Genomic DNA, 16,946 nt, shown 5'->3' on the forward strand with positions numbered 1-16,946 from the left:
GGCTTATAAACATTATTTCTAAGCAAACTGAATATGTACTTGACGGCCCGATTGCGTTTTTTTACTTACATAATGCCACTGGTATTGATGTGTCAGGCGCTCGGTTAATTCAAGGCCTAAGCCAAACCCCAGCTCACTTGCCTCACCACTTGGAGAGTTATCTACATTCGTTATCGACACCTCTAGCCCTGATTGAATTATGATTACATTTCCTTCGTTAGTATGAACATAGGCATTGCGGATAATATTGTTAAGTATGATCCTGCACACCGTCTCAGGCAGTGGGCAGATAAACTGGTCGGTTTCTATTCTTACTTTAACAGCTTTGTCTTTTATTAAATAACTCAATTGAGCTGCCAACTCTCTAATTAACTTAGATAAACTAACGTCGCTAATGGTTACTGTCATATTTGAATCACGATTCAACCAGAGCAGCGTTTCTGTCAATGCACTCATCGTTAAAGCAGCACGCTCTATACGTTCTAGACCAATAAGCTGTTTGTCTTTAGGGAAGTCATCTTTTAATAACCGTTTTAAGAGCTCGGAGTTGGCGCATATGGTGGCAATGGGGGTTCTAAGTTCATGGCTGGCATAAGCCAAAAACTTTTGCTCTCGTTCAACACTTTGTTGAACACAGCGCAAGCTATCTTTCATCATGTTGGCTAAGGAATTCAACTCACTAAATTGAAAGTCGGGCAAAGGTTCGTTGAGGTTTGCTTTATCTAAACGTCTTGCCCATTTTTTTAAACGCTCCACAGGGGTCGTTATTTTTTTTAGCACCACAATCAATATAACCGTGAAAGCAAAAATGGCACCGACAGCTGTGGCTATGATCACAATAAAATGCGGGATCTCTGGTGAGATCATTAACATCCGGTCATCTGGGTTAAAGGTGCTAGCCACGTAAAGCGTTTGTGTGGTGTTTTGTACTTTCATGACAAAAAAACCAGCACTGGGAGGCGTAAACCAAGTACCACCTATCATATGTTTTCTTAAAGTATTAAGAGGTATATCAGCTGCTGAGAAATGTGTTGTTATATTAGCGGGTAAATCTTCCCAGCGAGCAGCGATAATATACTGCTGGCTGGTTATCGGTACACCTTCCATTACGCTATATTGTTGAGCTTGCGCATACATGCCACCTCGCATTGCCACATCCATTCCAGTGGCAAAATAGTGCATACTCAGCGCTGATAATAGAATGATACTGGTGCCGCCAGTTAGCAGCATAGCCACCAAAACATAGATACGAAGGCTAATGCGTATTTTCATCGCTCACCATCAACTTTTACCGCAAAACCTTTTGCCATAACCGTGTGAATTAGCTTGACGTCATACTCGGTATCCACCTGCTTTCTCAGATGAAACATGTGTACCTTCAAACTATTGCTATCTGGAGGGTCGTCTGCCCAAACCGATTGAATCAGTTTTTTTCTAGACACCACGTTTGGACTTTCACGCATTAGTACCTCAAGAATTTTAGTGCCTATTGGCGATAAGCTAAGTAGTTTTCCGCCACGATAAACTTCTTGCTGTTTTATATCTAACTCTAAATCGCTTACTTTTAGTCTGGCTATCTGGCCACTTTTTCGCTTAGCAAGCACTTGACTACGAACAACTAATTCTTCCATTGCAAATGGCTTAACTAAGTAATCATCTGCACCTTTTTCAAACCCTATTAATTTGTCATCAAGCGTGTCTTTTGCTGTGAGCATCAGTATAGGTGTATCAATCCCCTTATTTCTAATATTTTCACAGACTTGTAACCCGCTTACCCGCGGTAGATTTAAATCTAGAATAATGACATCAAAGGTATGCCTTTGGATTAAATTAATTGCCAATGCGCCATCGCTTGCGTGATCACAAAATATCTTTTCAAGTGCAAAATAGTCAACGATAGCTGCTGCTAAATCTCGATCATCCTCTACTAGAAGTGCGGTTATTTTATTATGTTCCACCTTGCGACTCCTGTTGTACCTTGCTCTTTTGTGACTTAAAACGTTGAAGGTATGCCTGTAAACTTCGTGCACCCTTGTTGATTTGCATATTCACGTCTTGCTGCATGAGCAACAATGCAGGTGTTAGCAGCAAGGTAATGAGCGACGCGAACAATATTCCATACCCCAATGCTGCCGCTGCTGGTATCAAAAACTGCGCCTGCAAAGATGTCTCACTTAATAATGGCAATAATCCTGCAAATGTCGTAATTGACGTAAGCACTACGGCACGTAATCGAGAACTACCAGCAATAATAGCTGCTTCTTTTACACTAAATTGACCTGTACTCATTAATTGATTGTAACGTGATACGAGTAATAAGCTATCGTTCACAACAACGCCGCTTAATGCCAAAATACCATTGAGAGATAAAATACTCAGCGTTAACCCATTTAACCAATGTCCTAATATGGCGCCAACCACACCAAAAGGGATCGCAGCCATAATTATCACAGGCTGGATGTAAGACTTAAGAGGAATAGCCAACAGCGCATAAATAATCAACATGGCCAACGCAAACATTTGAACCATAGAGTTGCCTGTCTCCTGCTGCTGCTGGGCTTCTCCTGCAAAATTTATCGAAACATCAGGATATATAGCTTCAAGCTCACCTAAAGTTGATGCTTTAAGTTGCGCTATTAACTGATGGGGAGAAATAACTTCTTTATCTACAACAGCGCTAATAAATACCGCACGCTTGCCTTGGATACGTGTTATTTCTGAACTTTGATATTGACTATGTACATGGGCTATATCACTCAAAGGGACGATGATACCCGAAGGCGTTCTCACGTATGCGGCCTTGATATCTGCTAGGGTTTTACGCTGCTGTTGCGGGTATCTTACTCGGACTTTGATCTCATTTTCGCCTTGCTGAAAACGCTGTACGATATCACCACCAAAACTATTAAGCACCTGCATTGATAATGAGTTGGTATCTAAACCCAGAGCACGGCCTTGTTCATTAAGTTCAAAGTAATACTGAGGCTCACCCAAATCCAAATTATGGTCTATACCACTGGTCCCGTTAATTTCCTGTATTTGTCTCAATAAAAAGGCACCTGCACTTTTAAGCGCTTGGTCATTATTAGATTTAAGCTGCACCTTAAAATTATCTATCATGCCCCGCTTAGCAAGGATCTTAGTTTTTTTAGCGCCTTCTAACTGCCCACTCAGTTGTGTCCACAACTGTGCAAACTCATTTGCCTGATAAACAGCGTCTTTATCGAGCTCTATTGTCACGGTGCCCTGCGAAGAACTATCTGATAATACTTGTATGCTAGAAATATGTGATTGCTCAGAATGCTTAGATTCGTCTCGGTATTGCGCGCTTAACTGATTATCTGTTTGTAATGCTAGTTGCTCAAGTTTTAGTAAGTTTTTGTAAATCTGGCCGTAACTTGCATCATTGTACATCGTGATCTCTGCGCTGACTGTATCTGCGGGCACATCAGGGAAAAATGCACTGCGTACAGCACCTGTAAACGGCAGTGACATAACCAATATCATAATGACCAAAAACAGGCTGATTATGCGCACGTAATGGTTAACCACATAACATAATAAAACCGTGTATACGCGTTCATTAAAACTATTTAGCAGCCTATCAGCATGCAAGCGCACTATTGCCCAGATACCACGCTTTTTAGGGGGAGATGTATCCAAATGTGCCAAATGTGAAGGTAAAATTAGTTTAGATTCGACCAGCGATAATAGTAATGCGATAGCGACAATCGTACCAAATTGTGCATAAACTTGCCCCAAGCGCCCTTGTACATTGCTCAACGCAATAAAAGCAACGACCGTGGTAAGTACGCCAAACAGGGTGGCAGTTGCAACCTTGTGAGTACCCAAAATAGTATTCAGGACATTGTCACCATTTTTAGCACGAGTATGGTAGATACTTTCTCCTATAACTACCGCATCATCAACAACAATACCCAACGCCATAATAAAGCCAAATGTGGTCATTTCGTTTAGGCTCAAACCTGTAAAACGTTCGGTCATGAAAAACAAAGTGCCGCAAAAAACAAAGGGCAAGCCCATAGCGACCCACAGCGCCACACGCACATTCAAAAATAGCGCTAACACGATAAAAACTAACGCTATTCCAGTGAGTGCATTTTTAATCAGCAACGATAAACGCTCTGTGATCAGAGTACTTTTATCCAACCAACTGGCGATCTTCATCCCCTTGGGTAAGTTGGGCAAGTGTTGCCACTGTTTAACGACCGTATTTGCCTGCTCAACTATCTCAACGACATCGCTATGTTCATCCATTACAATTTCAATTGCAGCAGCATTAAAACCGTTATAACGAGACAGCGTAAACGTGTCGTCAGCCTGTTTGTATTGCACATTGGCAATATCTTTAAGTCGAAGATTGCCACCCTTACTAAAACTTTTAATTACAATTGATTCAAATTGCTCGGTGTTATAGGCCTGCTCAGAAACTTTAAGCCTTACTGTTTTATCTGGATTATATAGGCTCGTACCGATGGCATAAGACGATTCTCTATTTATCGCTTGAGCGATGTCATCTAGACTTATCTGATAAGCTTGTAACTTAGCTTCATCGACTTCAATAGATATTTCCCACTGCGCCCTAGCTTTAACTTCAAGCTCTTTAATCGCATGCTTTTCAAGTAATGCATCTTTTAGGCGCAGTGCCCACGTATCAAGCGTTTGTCTATCTAAGTCTCCATATAATTGCAACCATAATACGTGGTCTTTTCGGGTAGCTTTAGTTATAACAGCCGGCTCTGAGCGCTGTGGCAAGTTATTAATCGCATCTATTTTAGATTTTATATCTTGATACAAGCTATCGATATCATAACCACTTTGCATTTCTACACTAACGTGTGCACCTTGCGCATTTGACGTGGAAGTCATGCGCTTAATACCTGACACGCTTTGTAATGCATTTTCGATTTTTATTGCAATACCTTGCTCTGCTTGAATCGGCTCGCCGCTATCAAAAACCACAGATACCGAAACAGTGTCTGGCTCTAAACTCGGAAAAGCTTCTTTTCTCAAGTTAGTTACACTAAGTAAACCAGCGATAATAACAACCCAGAATAACAAGTTAGCTGCTACCGGGTTATTAACAAACCATGCAATAAGCCCTTTGTTTAGATTTTGGTTAATCATAACATCGTACCTTCAATTACTTGCACGCTCATCCCCTCACTAAAATGGCTCAAGGGGCGCTTAACGATTTGTAACGGCTGGTTATTTAATGACTTGATATACACATTGTTATGATAAGAAAACACATTACTAGCGCGGTACTTGTTTAATTGTCCTTGCTTATCTACAAACCACACATTGCCATTCTGAGAAACCGCTGAGGAGGGCAACTTATAAAGGCTATCTTGGGCTTTGCCATCGATTACTACCTTTACAAAGGTTCCGCTGTACAAAGGGGTGCTTTGTAACAGGGGCTCAGTAACACTGATAATTAACGAGCGTTGCCGAGTGTCACGATTTAGGTGTCTTTCTACTCGCTCTATTTCCCCCGTCCAAGTCGTTGTCTCATCTAACGTACTATATAAAGCAACTACCTGATTCAATCTAGCGCTGCTCTTTGAGATTGTATCTTGCAGTTGCAGCCACTGCTGTTCTGACAGCGGCACGTGTATTTCAACTTTTTCACTGCTGTGTAGTTGCCCTATCTGTGTTCCCGGCTGAATGTAACTACCTGGTTGAACAGACACGTCAACAACTATGGCATCAAAAGGCGCTTTTATTTTTGTGTTATCTAAGTCTTGCTGCGCTTTTTTAACCGCAAGTTTAGCATGTTCATATTCTGCTTTTGCCGCCTTAAGTTGTGGCTCTCTTAGAATAAGAGGCGTTGCTTTTTGCCCACCCTCTTTGTTTCTTAACCAGTCGCGATATGCCACATCTCCCTGACGCTGCTCTTCTTGCAACTTAACTAAAGCTTGTGCTTCTTGCGCCTGTGCTTTTGCAAGCGCCGCTATATAAGGCGTATCGTCAACACTAGCAACCACTGTACCTTTGTTGATCTTAGTCCCCGATACAAAGCGTTTGTTTAAATGAACAATTTTACCACTTACATCACTTTTAAGACTTAACTCAAACTTGGGCGTCACTTCACCAAAGCCAATAATTTTAGGTGAATATTGTTTAGCGATCACAGAGATTGTTTCAACTTGAGGCATATTATTAATTTGATTTTCTAATCCCGTTTGAATTATCTGCCCCTCGGCATTAGTGCTTGGCGCACTAAATACTTTGTTATAAATAACAACACTTAAAAACGCCGCGCAACTCAATAAAATAGATAACCATTTAAACTTCATTGATTATTCCTCAACCAGTACTTCGGAACATGAGCGTTAGTAAAAGGTCGGCTAATGACGTGACCTTGATTTAGTGTGGGGTGTAAAAACATAATACTCAGCTCCTAAACGTGATGGAGTGAGTGTAAATTACATACAGTTAAGTCGGGGTTAAGAAGGTTAAGCTTTAAACGGTGAATAGGTTATAGCACGTTCAATTAGCGTTTTGAACGGCTATAACTGAAAGGCTTAATTATGAAATTGAAGCGTTGATCTCTTGTAATGTTGCGACGGGGTCAGTTGCTTGTGTTATTGGTCTACCAATAACCAAATAATCGCTACCGGCAGCAACTGCCTTTTGCGGAGTCATTATGCGCTTTTGGTCTTGCGCGTCAGAGCCCGCAGGTCTTATGCCTGGTGTGACTAATTTAAAAGAGTCCCCTAATTGAGACTTAAGTAATTGCGCTTCTTGCGCTGAGCATACAACACCATCAAGCCCCGCTTCTTGCGCTAATTTTGCCAAATAAATAACCTGATCTTGAGGCGTTTTTTCTATGCCTAAACGAAGCAATTGACCCTGATCCATGCTTGTTAATACAGTAACAGCGATTAGTAAAGGCGCGTTTTCTTCATACTTAGCGAGCGCTTCTTTGGCTTTTTGCATCATTTCTAAGCCACCGCTGGCATGCACATTAACCATCCAAACACCTAGTTCTGCTGCTGCAGTTACTGCCTTTGCAACAGTATTGGGAATATCGTGAAATTTTAGATCTAAAAAAACATCAAAGCCTAACGCAACTAATTCTTTAACAAATTCGGGGCCAAAGTAAGTAAACATCTCTTTGCCGACTTTTAGACGACATTGTGAAGGGGACAATTTTTTTACAAAGTTCAGTGCGGCTTGCTTATCATCGTAATCTAATGCGATAAGCACTTTTTTGTTATCATTTTGAGACATAGTATTCCTACATTGACATACGGTTCAAAAATTAAGCTGGGCTTATTTGCGACGTATTATAACGGAAACTTTATCGTTTAGCCTGACATTTTACATCATTGAGCGCTAATAACCGTCTAATCCTTTACTGGGACCTACCGTCTCCCAATGTTTGCATGATGGGCACAACCAATAAAGCGTATGGCTGGTAAAGCCACAATGTTGGCACTGATACTCCGGTTTAGTTGCAATGTATGAGGTTACAAGCTTATCAATTTCAGATAAGACTTCTTTAATTCGATGGTTATTATTTCCCAAAAGCTGAAGTAGAAAACTAAAACCCCTTATGGATGGTTCACGTTTGAGGCTATCTGTTAAAAAATCTATCGCTTGTTGGAGTTGTTCATTCTCCAACAATGCTTGACAATACTTTATACGAATTAACACGCCACCTTTTGGCAACAACTCTTCAATTAAGTCATCAAACTGATGTTTTAAATTTAACTCTACATAGCTTTGTTCTAGCTCTTTTATGTACAAAGGCGCCGTGTTAGTCGATGAAACAATGAGTTTACGCCAGTAATAAACCGCTTTAACATGATCTTGCTTCGCAAAAGCATCTTTACCTAATTCAAAAAAGGGTCGAATAGTATTGTGTTCAAGCGCGCATGCCTGTTCCATTAACTTAGGGTTATCGTCAATCAATGCTGCTTCACAATAAAAATTGGCGATTGCTGCAAAATGTTGTTTTTTGGTAAAAATATCGCGATGAGATTCGTACATGTTTATTCCCTTTCGCCACTCTCGCATTTGTGAGTAGAGATAAATAATGGGATCTAACGCTTGTACATTATTATTTTTGACGAGTATAACAAGATGTTCTTCGGCACTGTCTAATAAGCCTGCTAAAACATAGTCTTGCGCTAACTCTAAACGACATGACGCCATATCACTGGCATTTAAATTTGGTTGATTGAGCAATAATTCATGTATTTTTATCGCCCTGTCTAATTCGCCTCGTTTGCGAAACAAAGTAGCTAAAGTAAGATAATGTTCAACGGAATCGGCCGACACTTCGAGAAGTTCAATTAAGTGTTCGAGACCTTGGTCTTCTTCCCTATCGAGTAAATATTTAAGACCTTTGCTGTATTGAGAGGTAATTTGGCGATTAAGTTCTAGAGCTTGATTTTTTGCACTGTTTTTGCCCATTACATAACCGTATGCGGCTGCAACAGGAAGCAGTAAAAACAACAGCTCAGTCATGGTCAGCGTTCAGTATCAGTAGTCATTTGACGATTGCTTTTCTTAAGCCGGTAGTTCTGCCACTTCAACTTTGAAAATACCGCAACGCTTACCACACACCCAATGAATACACCTATTATAAAGCAAACACTCATTAAGGTTGATAAGGGCAACGTACTACTTGCTACAATGTAGTTGACATTAACTAAATTAGGGTTTTGAGTCCCTATCACAAACGCCAACAAAACTAAAACAAGTGCCAATCCTTTTTGAACTACCTTGATCAAGTGTTACTCCATATATCTTGTTATTTAATGCTTTCGTTTACGCGGTCGCGTAGCTCTTTACCTGGTTTAAAATGAGGAACATACTTACCATCTAACTCTACTGTTTCACCTGTTTTTGGGTTGCGACCAGTGCGAGGAGAACGGTAGTGCAACGAGAAACTACCAAAGCCACGGATTTCAATTCTATCTGAGCTTGATAATGACCCTGCCATTTGTTCAAGAATTTCTTTAACTGAGTTCTCTACATCCTTTACAGGGATATGTGCATGTTGCTCTGCTAGTTGTTCTATCAATTCTGACTTTGTCATAATGTTTCCTTAGATATAAAAAGGAAGGGCTAAAGTGCCCTTCCTGTATAGACTTCTATATTAGTCTTTTTGAGCGTTTTTGAAAGCAGCTGCCATTGCATTTTCAAATGCAGGCTCTTCTTTCTTCAACTTCTCAAGAACTTCTTTCTCTTCAGCTTCGAACATAGCTTTAACTGAAAGGCTGATAGTACGGTTCTTACGATCAACACCTAAAAATTTAGCTTCGATTTCGTCGCCTGCAGAAACAACAGTTGTTGCATCTTCGATACGCTCTTGAGCGATGTCAGCTACACGGATGTAACCTTCAACACCTTCGATAAGCTCAACAGTTGCGCCTTTAGCGTCAACTTCAGTCACTTTACCTTTAACAATAGCACCTTTTTTGTTTGCGTCTAGGTAGTTATTGAAAGGATCTGCTTCGATTTGCTTAACACCAAGTGAGATACGCTCGCGCTCTGGATCAACTTGTAGAACGATCGCTGTGATTTCGTCGCCTTTCTTGTACTCACGTACAGCTTCTTCACCTGGAGTGTTCCAAGAGATGTCAGAAAGGTGAACAAGACCGTCGATACCGCCGTCAAGACCGATGAAGATACCGAAGTCAGTGATTGACTTGATCTTACCAGTAACTTGGTCGCCTTTGTTTTGAAGACGAGCAAATTCTTGCCAAGGGTTAGCGATACATTGCTTAAGACCTAGAGAAATACGACGACGTTCTTCATCGATTTCAAGAACCATAACTTCAACAGTGTCGCCTAAGCTAACTACTTTTGAAGGGTGGATGTTCTTGTTAGTCCAATCCATTTCAGAAACGTGAACTAGACCTTCAACGCCTTCTTCGATTTCAACGAAACAGCCGTAATCAGTTAGGTTAGTTACACGACCAGAAAGCTTAGCACCTTCTGGGTAACGGCCAGCGATAGCTGCCCATGGATCTTCGCCAAGCTGCTTAAGACCTAAAGAAACACGAGTTTTCTCTTTGTCGAACTTAAGAACTTTAACTGCGATTTCGTCACCAACATTTACGATTTCTGAAGGGTGCTTAACACGCTTCCAAGCCATATCAGTAATGTGTAGTAGACCGTCAACACCACCTAAATCAACGAATGCACCGTAATCTGTAAGGTTCTTAACGATACCCTTAACTTCTTGACCTTCAACAAGGTTAGCAAGAAGCTCTTCACGCTCTTGTGAGTTCTCTGATTCGATAACTGCACGACGTGAAACAACTACGTTGTTACGCTTTTGGTCAAGCTTGATAACTTTGAACTCAAGCTCTTTACCTTCAAGGTGTGCTGTGTCACGTACTGGACGAACATCAACAAGTGAACCAGGTAGGAATGCACGGATAGTGTCAACTTCAACAGTGAAACCACCTTTAACTTTACCGTTGATGATACCCATAACGGTTTCTTGCTCTTCGCAAGCTTTTTCAAGGCGGATCCAAGCTTCGTGGCGCTTCGCTTTCTCACGAGAAAGGATAGTTTCACCAAAGCCGTCTTCAATTGCATCTAGCGCTACATCTACTTCGTCGCCTACTGCAACTTCAAGTTCACCAGCAGCATTTTTGAATTGCTCTGCAGGGATGGCACTTTCTGATTTTAAACCAGCATCAACAAGAACGATGTTGTTCTCGATTGAGATAACAGTACCTTTAACGATAGAGCCTTGCTCTGCTTCAAAACCCTTTAGGCTTTCTTCAAATAACTGCGCAAAATTTTCTGACATACTAAATACGTCTCATAAATTAATATCCAATTAGCAACCATGCTGCATGGGGTAGTTAAAAAAACACCGGCATCCTGCCTGTGCATTAAAAAATTAGGCTAAGCGAGATTTTTCGAGCTTTCCTGAAGTTACTGCGTCATCAAGTAAAGACATTACTTTTGTAAATACTTGCTGAGCATCCAGTTCTGTCGTATCAATCACGATTGCATCATCTGCGGGAACAAGCGGCGCTACTTCACGATTCATATCGCGATCATCACGTGCTTTAATGTCCTCGAGCAGACCACTTAGTGTAACATCTAGCCCTTTAGCATTCAACTCCAAGTAGCGTCTATTCGCGCGCTCTTCAGCTGATGCGGTTAGATACAGCTTAATTTCGGCATCTGGAAAAACAACAGTTCCCATATCTCGCCCATCTGCAATCAAGCCTTCCTCACTTCGAAAAGCTCGTTGGCGGCGTAACAACGCTTCTCTAACGCGCGGCAAAGCCGCTACTTTAGATGCTGCTGAGCCTACTTTTTCGTCTCGAATTGTACCACTTACGTCTTCGCCTTCTAAAATGACCTTGCTATTTTTTGTAGAAGGGTCTATCAAAAACTGCACGTCTAAATTAGCGGCCAATGGTACTAACGCCTCTTCATTGTCTAGGGCGATTTGGTGATGCAAAGCGGCAAGCGATAACACTCGATAAATAGCACCGCTGTCTAACACATCCCAATTTAACTTTTCAGCTAACAAGCGACAAACGGTTCCTTTGCCTGATCCGCTTGGGCCGTCTACGGTGATAACTGGCATAGTTGCCGGCATTTAAACCTCCTGAAATGCTCACCTGAAATAAATCGCGAGTATTATACGCATGTAAAATGAATTTATCCTTATTAACATGTAACTTTTTGTGAGATAAGCACAAATAAGGGGCATTTAGAGCTATTTTAGAAACAACTCTAAATGCAAAATAGACGTGATTAATGGCTAATTGACGCGAGTACGTCAAAGTAGGTTGGAAAGGTTTTTGCTGTACAACCAGGGTCATTAATAATGACTTCTTGACCACCCACTGCCACCATAGAAAAGCACATCGCGATTCGGTGGTCGTTGTACGTGTCAATGTCCGTCAAATTCAATTTTTTAGGCGGGGTAACTTCAATATAGTCATGGCCTTCAACGACATCAGCCCCGACTTTTCTAAGCTCCGTTGCCATCGCTGAGAGCCTATCGGTTTCTTTTACGCGCCAATTGTAAATATTGCGAATAGCCGTGGGGCCTTCAGCAAATAAGGCAACGGTTGCCAGAGTCATTGCGGCATCAGGAATCGCATTGGCATCAATATCAACCCCCTTTAAATGACCTTTGCGTACAACAAGTTTTTCGTCATACCAGTCAATTTGTGCGCCAACTTGCTCCATAACGTTGGCAAAACCGATATCACCTTGCACGCTTTGCTTACCAACTCCCCGGATCTCAACTTCACCACCAGCAATTGCCGCTGCCGCGATAAAGTAAGAAGCTGACGATGCATCACCTTCAACCATGATCCGTGAGGGAGATTGATAGGTTTGCCCACCCTGTACTGTAAACGTTTGGTAATTATCGTTAACAACCTTCACACCAAATTGAGCCATCACACCAATAGTTATATCAATATAGGGTTTAGATACTAACTCTCCCTTTATTCGAATAATTGTTTTGTCCGTAAACAAAGGTGCAGCCATCAAAAGCGCGGTTAAGAATTGGCTCGAGATACTACCGTCAATTTCAACCTCACCGCCATTTAGCGTCTGGCCCTGGATCAGCAATGGAGGATAATCTTTGCTTTTAGTGTATTGAATATCTGCACCAAGCGCAGTCATCGCATCAACTAAGTGCCCTATTGGGCGCTCTTCCATTCTTGGCTCACCTATGAGCTCAAAACGCCCGGCTGTAGCGGCTAGAACTGCAGTAAGTGGGCGATAAGCAGTGCCTGCATTACCCAAAAACAAAGCTTCGCTTGGAGTTTTAAGGTGGCCAGCACATCCAACTACGCTGGCGGTTGTCTTATCGTCACTTAGTGTTACTTCAACGCCCATATGTGCAAGTGCGCCGAGCATATGACGAATATCGTCGCTATCGAGTAGATTGTGAACTTCGGTGGTGCCATCAGCAAGCGCAGCCAATAGCAATATTCTATTTGATAAACTCTTCGACCCAGGGAGCGTAACCGACCCTGATACTTTCGAGATAGGTTTAAGCGTTAACTTCTCCATCAACTATGCTCCTTAGCAAACTTATCCATAAATGCTACGAGCGCTTCCACCCCTTCAATTGGCATAGCGTTATAAATACTCGCCCTCATGCCACCGACTAAACGGTGCCCCTCAAGAGCAACTAAACCTGATTTTTCAGCTTGAACTAAAAATTCACTATTTAATGAATCATCTTTGAGCCAAAACGGCACATTCATCAAAGAACGACAATGTTTCGCGACCTTGTTGCTGTAAAACTCTGAGTCATCAATATAATCGTAAAGAATAGCTGCCTTAGTCTCGTTGTGTACCTGCATGGCTTTAACGCCACCTGTAGCTTCTAGGTGTTTAAACACTTCAGCAGCTAAATACCAAGCAAATGTTGGCGGGGTGTTATACATACTGCCCTGTTTTGCTTCAATCGAGTAATCTAAAATTGAAGGGCGTGGTAGGCCTTTTCTTTCTAATAGTGTCTTGCGCACAATAACAATGCAAAGACCAGAAGGACCGATATTCTTTTGAGCACCAGCGTAAATAATATCAAAGTCATCGACGTTTATTTCTCGGGATAAAATAACAGATGACATATCCGCAACAATCGGCGCATTAGGGTGCTTTGGTACGTCAAAAATCTCAATGCCGTCGATTGTTTCATTGGGACAATAATGAATAAAAGAGGCGCGTTGTGGCAAAGACCATTGGGATACCGGCGTGATATCAAAAACGCCCTCTTTGTCGTTACGTATATTTATACCTTCAACAGCGGTAAACTTAGCCCCCTCTTGGGTTGCTCCCGTTGACCAAATACCATTTTCAATATAGATACCCGGTGCATCATCTAAATGCAGGTTTAAGGGCACAGCCGCAAACTGCCCACGACCACCACCATGCATAAACAACACCTCAAACTGATCAGAGATGTTCATCAAGCGTCGTAAGCTAGCTTCACATTCTTCTACCATTTTTAAAAATGGCTTTGAGCGATGGCTTACTTCCATCACTGATACACCCAAATTTTGCCAATCCAAAAACTCTTGCTGTGCTTTTTTCATTACCTCTGGGGGTAACATCGCTGGACCTGCACAAAAGTTATATACCGTCATTATTCCTCATTCCTAAACAACTTTATATTTACCGATAAAAAAAGCGGCCGAAGCCGCTTTTATCACTTATTCACCTTGTGGATCATCTGTTGTATCCGCTGGTGTTTCCTCAGCTGCCGGCAACTCTGTGCCTTCACCTTCGGGTAGCTCTTCAACTGCTATTTCTTCGATACGTTGTAAACCAACTACTTGCTCATCGTCAATAGTTCTGATCAAAATAACCCCTTGGGTATTACGACCAACCGTTGAAACTTCGCTTACGCGAGTACGTACTAAGGTACCACGGTTAGAGATAAGCATTATTTCATTGTTATCTTCAACCTGTACAGCACCCACTACGCTACCGTTACGCTCACTGACTTTGATAGATACCACGCCTTGTGTTGCGCGGCTCTTAGCTGGATAGTCTTCAAGCGGTGTACGCTTACCATAGCCATTTTCAGTTACAGTCAATATTGCACCATCATTTTTAGGTACTATCAATGAAACAACTTTAACGTCATCTGGCATTTTTATACCACGTACACCCGTCGCAGTTCGTCCCATAGGGCGAAGCGCTAACATCTCTTCACCAGTTTCTGGGTCAATTTTTACAGCGCCTGTTTCAGAGTCTTTGAGCTTTTCATTGAAACGAACCACTTTACCATGATCGGTAAATAGCATGATGTCGTTGCTGCCATCTGTGATATCAGCACCAATTAAGCAATCTCCTTCATTGAGGTTAATTGCAATGATACCGCTCGCGCGCTGACGGCTATATGCTGTAAGAGGAGTTTTCTTAACCGTGCCATTGGCCGTAGCCATCAATACATATTTATCTTCTTCGTACTCACGCACAGGCAAGATAGTTGTAATACGCTCATCGGCTTCAAGTGGTAGTAAGTTAACAATAGGCTTACCGCGTGCTGCACGAGATGCTAACGGTAGCTGATATACCTTCAACCAATACATTCGCCCAGCAGTTGAGAAACACAAAATGGTATCGTGTGTATTTGCAACCAATAATCGCTCAATAAAGTCTTCATCTTTCATTCGCGTCGCTGCTTTACCTTTACCACCACGACGCTGTGCTTCGTAATCAGTCAAAGGTTGATACTTCACATAGCCTTCATGCGAAAGCGTCACTACAACATCTTCTTCGTTGATTAAGTCTTCAAGGCTTATATCATGCGCTGCTGCGCTTATTTCAGTGCGACGTTCGTCACCATATGTATCTTTTATGATAACAAGTTCATCACGAATTACTTCCATCAAACGCTCTGGCGAAGAAAGGATAAGTAGTAGTTCTGCAATTAACTCTAGTAGCTCTTGGTATTCCGCTAAAATCTTCTCGTGCTCAAGACCCGTTAACTTATGTAAACGTAGGTCCAAGATAGCCTGAGCTTGCTGCTCTGAAAGGTGGTATTGACCATCACGAATACCCAGCTCTGCCGCTAACCAATCGGGACGGGCAACGTTATCTTCGCCCGCTTTATCAAGCATGGTTTTAACGGTACCCAATTCCCATGGGCGTGCTACTAACGCAGCTTTCGCTTCAGCAGGGCTTGGCGACTTACGAATAAGCTCAATAATTGGGTCTATATTCGCAAGTGCTATCGCTAAACCTTCAAGCGTATGCGCTCTGTCACGCGCTTTGCGCAAATCAAATACAGTACGACGCGTTACCACTTCACGGCGGTGAATGATAAACGCTTCTAACATCTCTTTTAGGTTAAAGCACTTAGGTTGGTTGTTATCAAGCGCAACCATGTTCATACCAAACACAGTTTGCAACTGAGTTTGTGCATAAAGGTTGTTTAGGATAACTTCGCCTACTTCACCACGCTTTATCTCAATAACGATACGCATACCGTCTTTGTCTGACTCGTCGCGCAGTGCACTGATCCCTTCAATCTTTTTCTCTTTAACCAGCTCAGCGATTTTTTCAATCAAGCGAGCTTTGTTAACTTGGTATGGGATCTCATGAACAATAATGGTTTCTTTACCCGTTTTCTCGTCCACTTCGATTTCAGCGCGAGCACGGATATAAACTTTACCACGTCCAGTTTTATAAGCTTGTTCAATGCCCTTTTTGCCATTGATAATCGCGGCAGTTGGGAAATCAGGACCAGGAATATATTCGATTAATTCATCAATCGTTAAATCCGGATTCTGGATCAACGCTAAACAACCATTAATCACTTCTGTTAAGTTATGAGGTGGTATGTTAGTTGCCATACCAACGGCAATACCTGATGAACCATTAACTAATAACGCTGGTACTTTGGTTGGCAATACATCTGGGATTTGCTCTGTACCGTCGTAGTTAGGTACAAAATCAACCGTTTCTTTTTCTAGATCAGCCAAAAGTTCGTGCGAGATTTTCGCCATACGTACTTCGGTATAACGCATAGCAGCAGCGGAGTCACCGTCTACTGAACCAAAGTTACCTTGGCCGTCAACCAGCATATAACGTAAAGAAAATGGTTGCGCCATACGTACTATCGTGTCGTAAACCGCACTATCACCGTGTGGGTGATATTTACCGATTACATCACCGACAACACGCGCCGACTTCTTATAAGGCTTGTTCCAGTCGTTCTTCAACTCGTTCATGGCGAATAAAACACGACGGTGAACTGGCTTTAAGCCATCACGTACGTCGGGTAATGCACGCCCAACGATTACACTCATTGCGTAGTCTAAATACGAGTTTTTGAGTTCATCTTCGATATTGACTGGCAGGATTTCATTGGCGAGATCAGTCATTTGATTCCACTTTCCTTCAGTGTCTACCTCTTTTATGTCACACTATCGCGTGGCAAAGAGGTTGAGTTATTA

The 16,946-nt window shown here is 42.0% G+C and carries 13 protein-coding genes; all 13 read right to left on the reverse strand.

The annotated features are described in order from the left end of the window. Positions 1-18: 18 nt before the first annotated feature. Complete coding sequence (locus tag GDK41_RS08595; protein ID WP_152086022.1) at positions 19-1,272, reverse strand: sensor histidine kinase; 1,254 nt, start codon at positions 1,270-1,272, stop codon at positions 19-21. Further along, positions 1,269-1,958, reverse strand: coding sequence for a response regulator transcription factor (locus tag GDK41_RS08600; protein ID WP_152086023.1), 690 nt, complete (start codon positions 1,956-1,958; stop codon positions 1,269-1,271). Before GDK41_RS08600 ends, GDK41_RS08595 begins: the two co-directional genes overlap by 4 nt. Continuing rightward, positions 1,948-5,148 (reverse strand): efflux RND transporter permease subunit, encoded by a 3,201-nt coding sequence (locus GDK41_RS08605; RefSeq protein ID WP_152086024.1) that lies wholly within the window; start codon positions 5,146-5,148, stop codon positions 1,948-1,950. The genes GDK41_RS08600 and GDK41_RS08605 overlap by 11 nt, the downstream gene beginning before the upstream one ends. Continuing rightward, positions 5,145-6,320, reverse strand: coding sequence for an efflux RND transporter periplasmic adaptor subunit (locus tag GDK41_RS08610; RefSeq protein WP_152086025.1), 1,176 nt, complete (start codon positions 6,318-6,320; stop codon positions 5,145-5,147). Before GDK41_RS08610 ends, GDK41_RS08605 begins: the two co-directional genes overlap by 4 nt. 232 nt (positions 6,321-6,552) lie before the next feature. Further along, positions 6,553-7,257 carry an orotidine-5'-phosphate decarboxylase gene (pyrF, locus tag GDK41_RS08615; protein WP_152086026.1) on the reverse strand — a complete coding sequence of 235 codons (705 nt, stop codon included), beginning with the start codon at positions 7,255-7,257 and terminating at the stop codon, positions 6,553-6,555. Positions 7,258-7,362: 105 nt separating this feature from the next. Then, the gene (locus tag GDK41_RS08620; protein ID WP_152086027.1) at positions 7,363-8,499 is read right to left on the reverse strand and encodes a lipopolysaccharide assembly protein LapB; all 1,137 of its coding nucleotides are present in this window, start codon (positions 8,497-8,499) and stop codon (positions 7,363-7,365) included. A gap of 2 nt (positions 8,500-8,501) precedes the next feature. Continuing rightward, positions 8,502-8,765 carry a lipopolysaccharide assembly protein LapA domain-containing protein gene (locus tag GDK41_RS08625; protein WP_152086028.1) on the reverse strand — a complete coding sequence of 88 codons (264 nt, stop codon included), beginning with the start codon at positions 8,763-8,765 and terminating at the stop codon, positions 8,502-8,504. A gap of 20 nt (positions 8,766-8,785) precedes the next feature. Further along, positions 8,786-9,073 (reverse strand): integration host factor subunit beta, encoded by a 288-nt coding sequence (gene ihfB, locus GDK41_RS08630; protein ID WP_152086029.1) that lies wholly within the window; start codon positions 9,071-9,073, stop codon positions 8,786-8,788. Positions 9,074-9,133: 60 nt separating this feature from the next. Further along, positions 9,134-10,801 (reverse strand): 30S ribosomal protein S1, encoded by a 1,668-nt coding sequence (gene rpsA, locus GDK41_RS08635; RefSeq protein ID WP_152086030.1) that lies wholly within the window; start codon positions 10,799-10,801, stop codon positions 9,134-9,136. 93 nt (positions 10,802-10,894) lie between these two features. After that, positions 10,895-11,608 carry a (d)CMP kinase gene (gene cmk / locus GDK41_RS08640; RefSeq protein ID WP_152086031.1) on the reverse strand — a complete coding sequence of 238 codons (714 nt, stop codon included), beginning with the start codon at positions 11,606-11,608 and terminating at the stop codon, positions 10,895-10,897. A 158-nt stretch (positions 11,609-11,766) separates the two neighbouring features. Next, positions 11,767-13,044: a 3-phosphoshikimate 1-carboxyvinyltransferase gene (gene aroA / locus GDK41_RS08645; RefSeq protein WP_152086032.1), complete on the reverse strand. Its 1,278-nt coding sequence runs from the start codon at positions 13,042-13,044 to the stop codon at positions 11,767-11,769. Next, on the reverse strand, positions 13,044-14,126 hold the full coding sequence (gene serC, locus GDK41_RS08650) for a 3-phosphoserine/phosphohydroxythreonine transaminase (protein WP_152086033.1): 1,083 nt from the start codon (positions 14,124-14,126) through the stop codon (positions 13,044-13,046). The genes aroA and serC overlap by 1 nt, the downstream gene beginning before the upstream one ends. A 66-nt stretch (positions 14,127-14,192) precedes the next feature. Further along, positions 14,193-16,874, reverse strand: a complete 2,682-nt coding sequence (gene gyrA / locus GDK41_RS08655) for a DNA gyrase subunit A (RefSeq protein ID WP_152086034.1) — start codon at positions 16,872-16,874, stop codon at positions 14,193-14,195. Positions 16,875-16,946 lie beyond the last annotated feature (72 nt).

The sequence above is a fragment of the Pseudoalteromonas sp. A25 genome (genome assembly GCF_009176705.1).
Taxonomy (GTDB): domain Bacteria; phylum Pseudomonadota; class Gammaproteobacteria; order Enterobacterales; family Alteromonadaceae; genus Pseudoalteromonas.

Coding starts and splice junctions, on each gene's coding strand:
- GDK41_RS08595 (WP_152086022.1), bottom strand. CDS start 1,272: ATGAAAATACGCATTAGCCTTCGTATCTATGTTTTGGTGGCTATGCTG.
- GDK41_RS08605 (WP_152086024.1), bottom strand. CDS start 5,148: ATGATTAACCAAAATCTAAACAAAGGGCTTATTGCATGGTTTGTTAAT.
- GDK41_RS08610 (WP_152086025.1), bottom strand. CDS start 6,320: ATGAAGTTTAAATGGTTATCTATTTTATTGAGTTGCGCGGCGTTTTTA.
- pyrF (WP_152086026.1), bottom strand. CDS start 7,257: ATGTCTCAAAATGATAACAAAAAAGTGCTTATCGCATTAGATTACGAT.
- GDK41_RS08620 (WP_152086027.1), bottom strand. CDS start 8,499: ATGACTGAGCTGTTGTTTTTACTGCTTCCTGTTGCAGCCGCATACGGT.
- ihfB (WP_152086029.1), bottom strand. CDS start 9,073: ATGACAAAGTCAGAATTGATAGAACAACTAGCAGAGCAACATGCACAT.
- rpsA (WP_152086030.1), bottom strand. CDS start 10,801: ATGTCAGAAAATTTTGCGCAGTTATTTGAAGAAAGCCTAAAGGGTTTT.
- cmk (WP_152086031.1), bottom strand. CDS start 11,608: ATGCCGGCAACTATGCCAGTTATCACCGTAGACGGCCCAAGCGGATCA.
- aroA (WP_152086032.1), bottom strand. CDS start 13,044: ATGGAGAAGTTAACGCTTAAACCTATCTCGAAAGTATCAGGGTCGGTT.
- serC (WP_152086033.1), bottom strand. CDS start 14,126: ATGACGGTATATAACTTTTGTGCAGGTCCAGCGATGTTACCCCCAGAG.
- gyrA (WP_152086034.1), bottom strand. CDS start 16,874: ATGACTGATCTCGCCAATGAAATCCTGCCAGTCAATATCGAAGATGAA.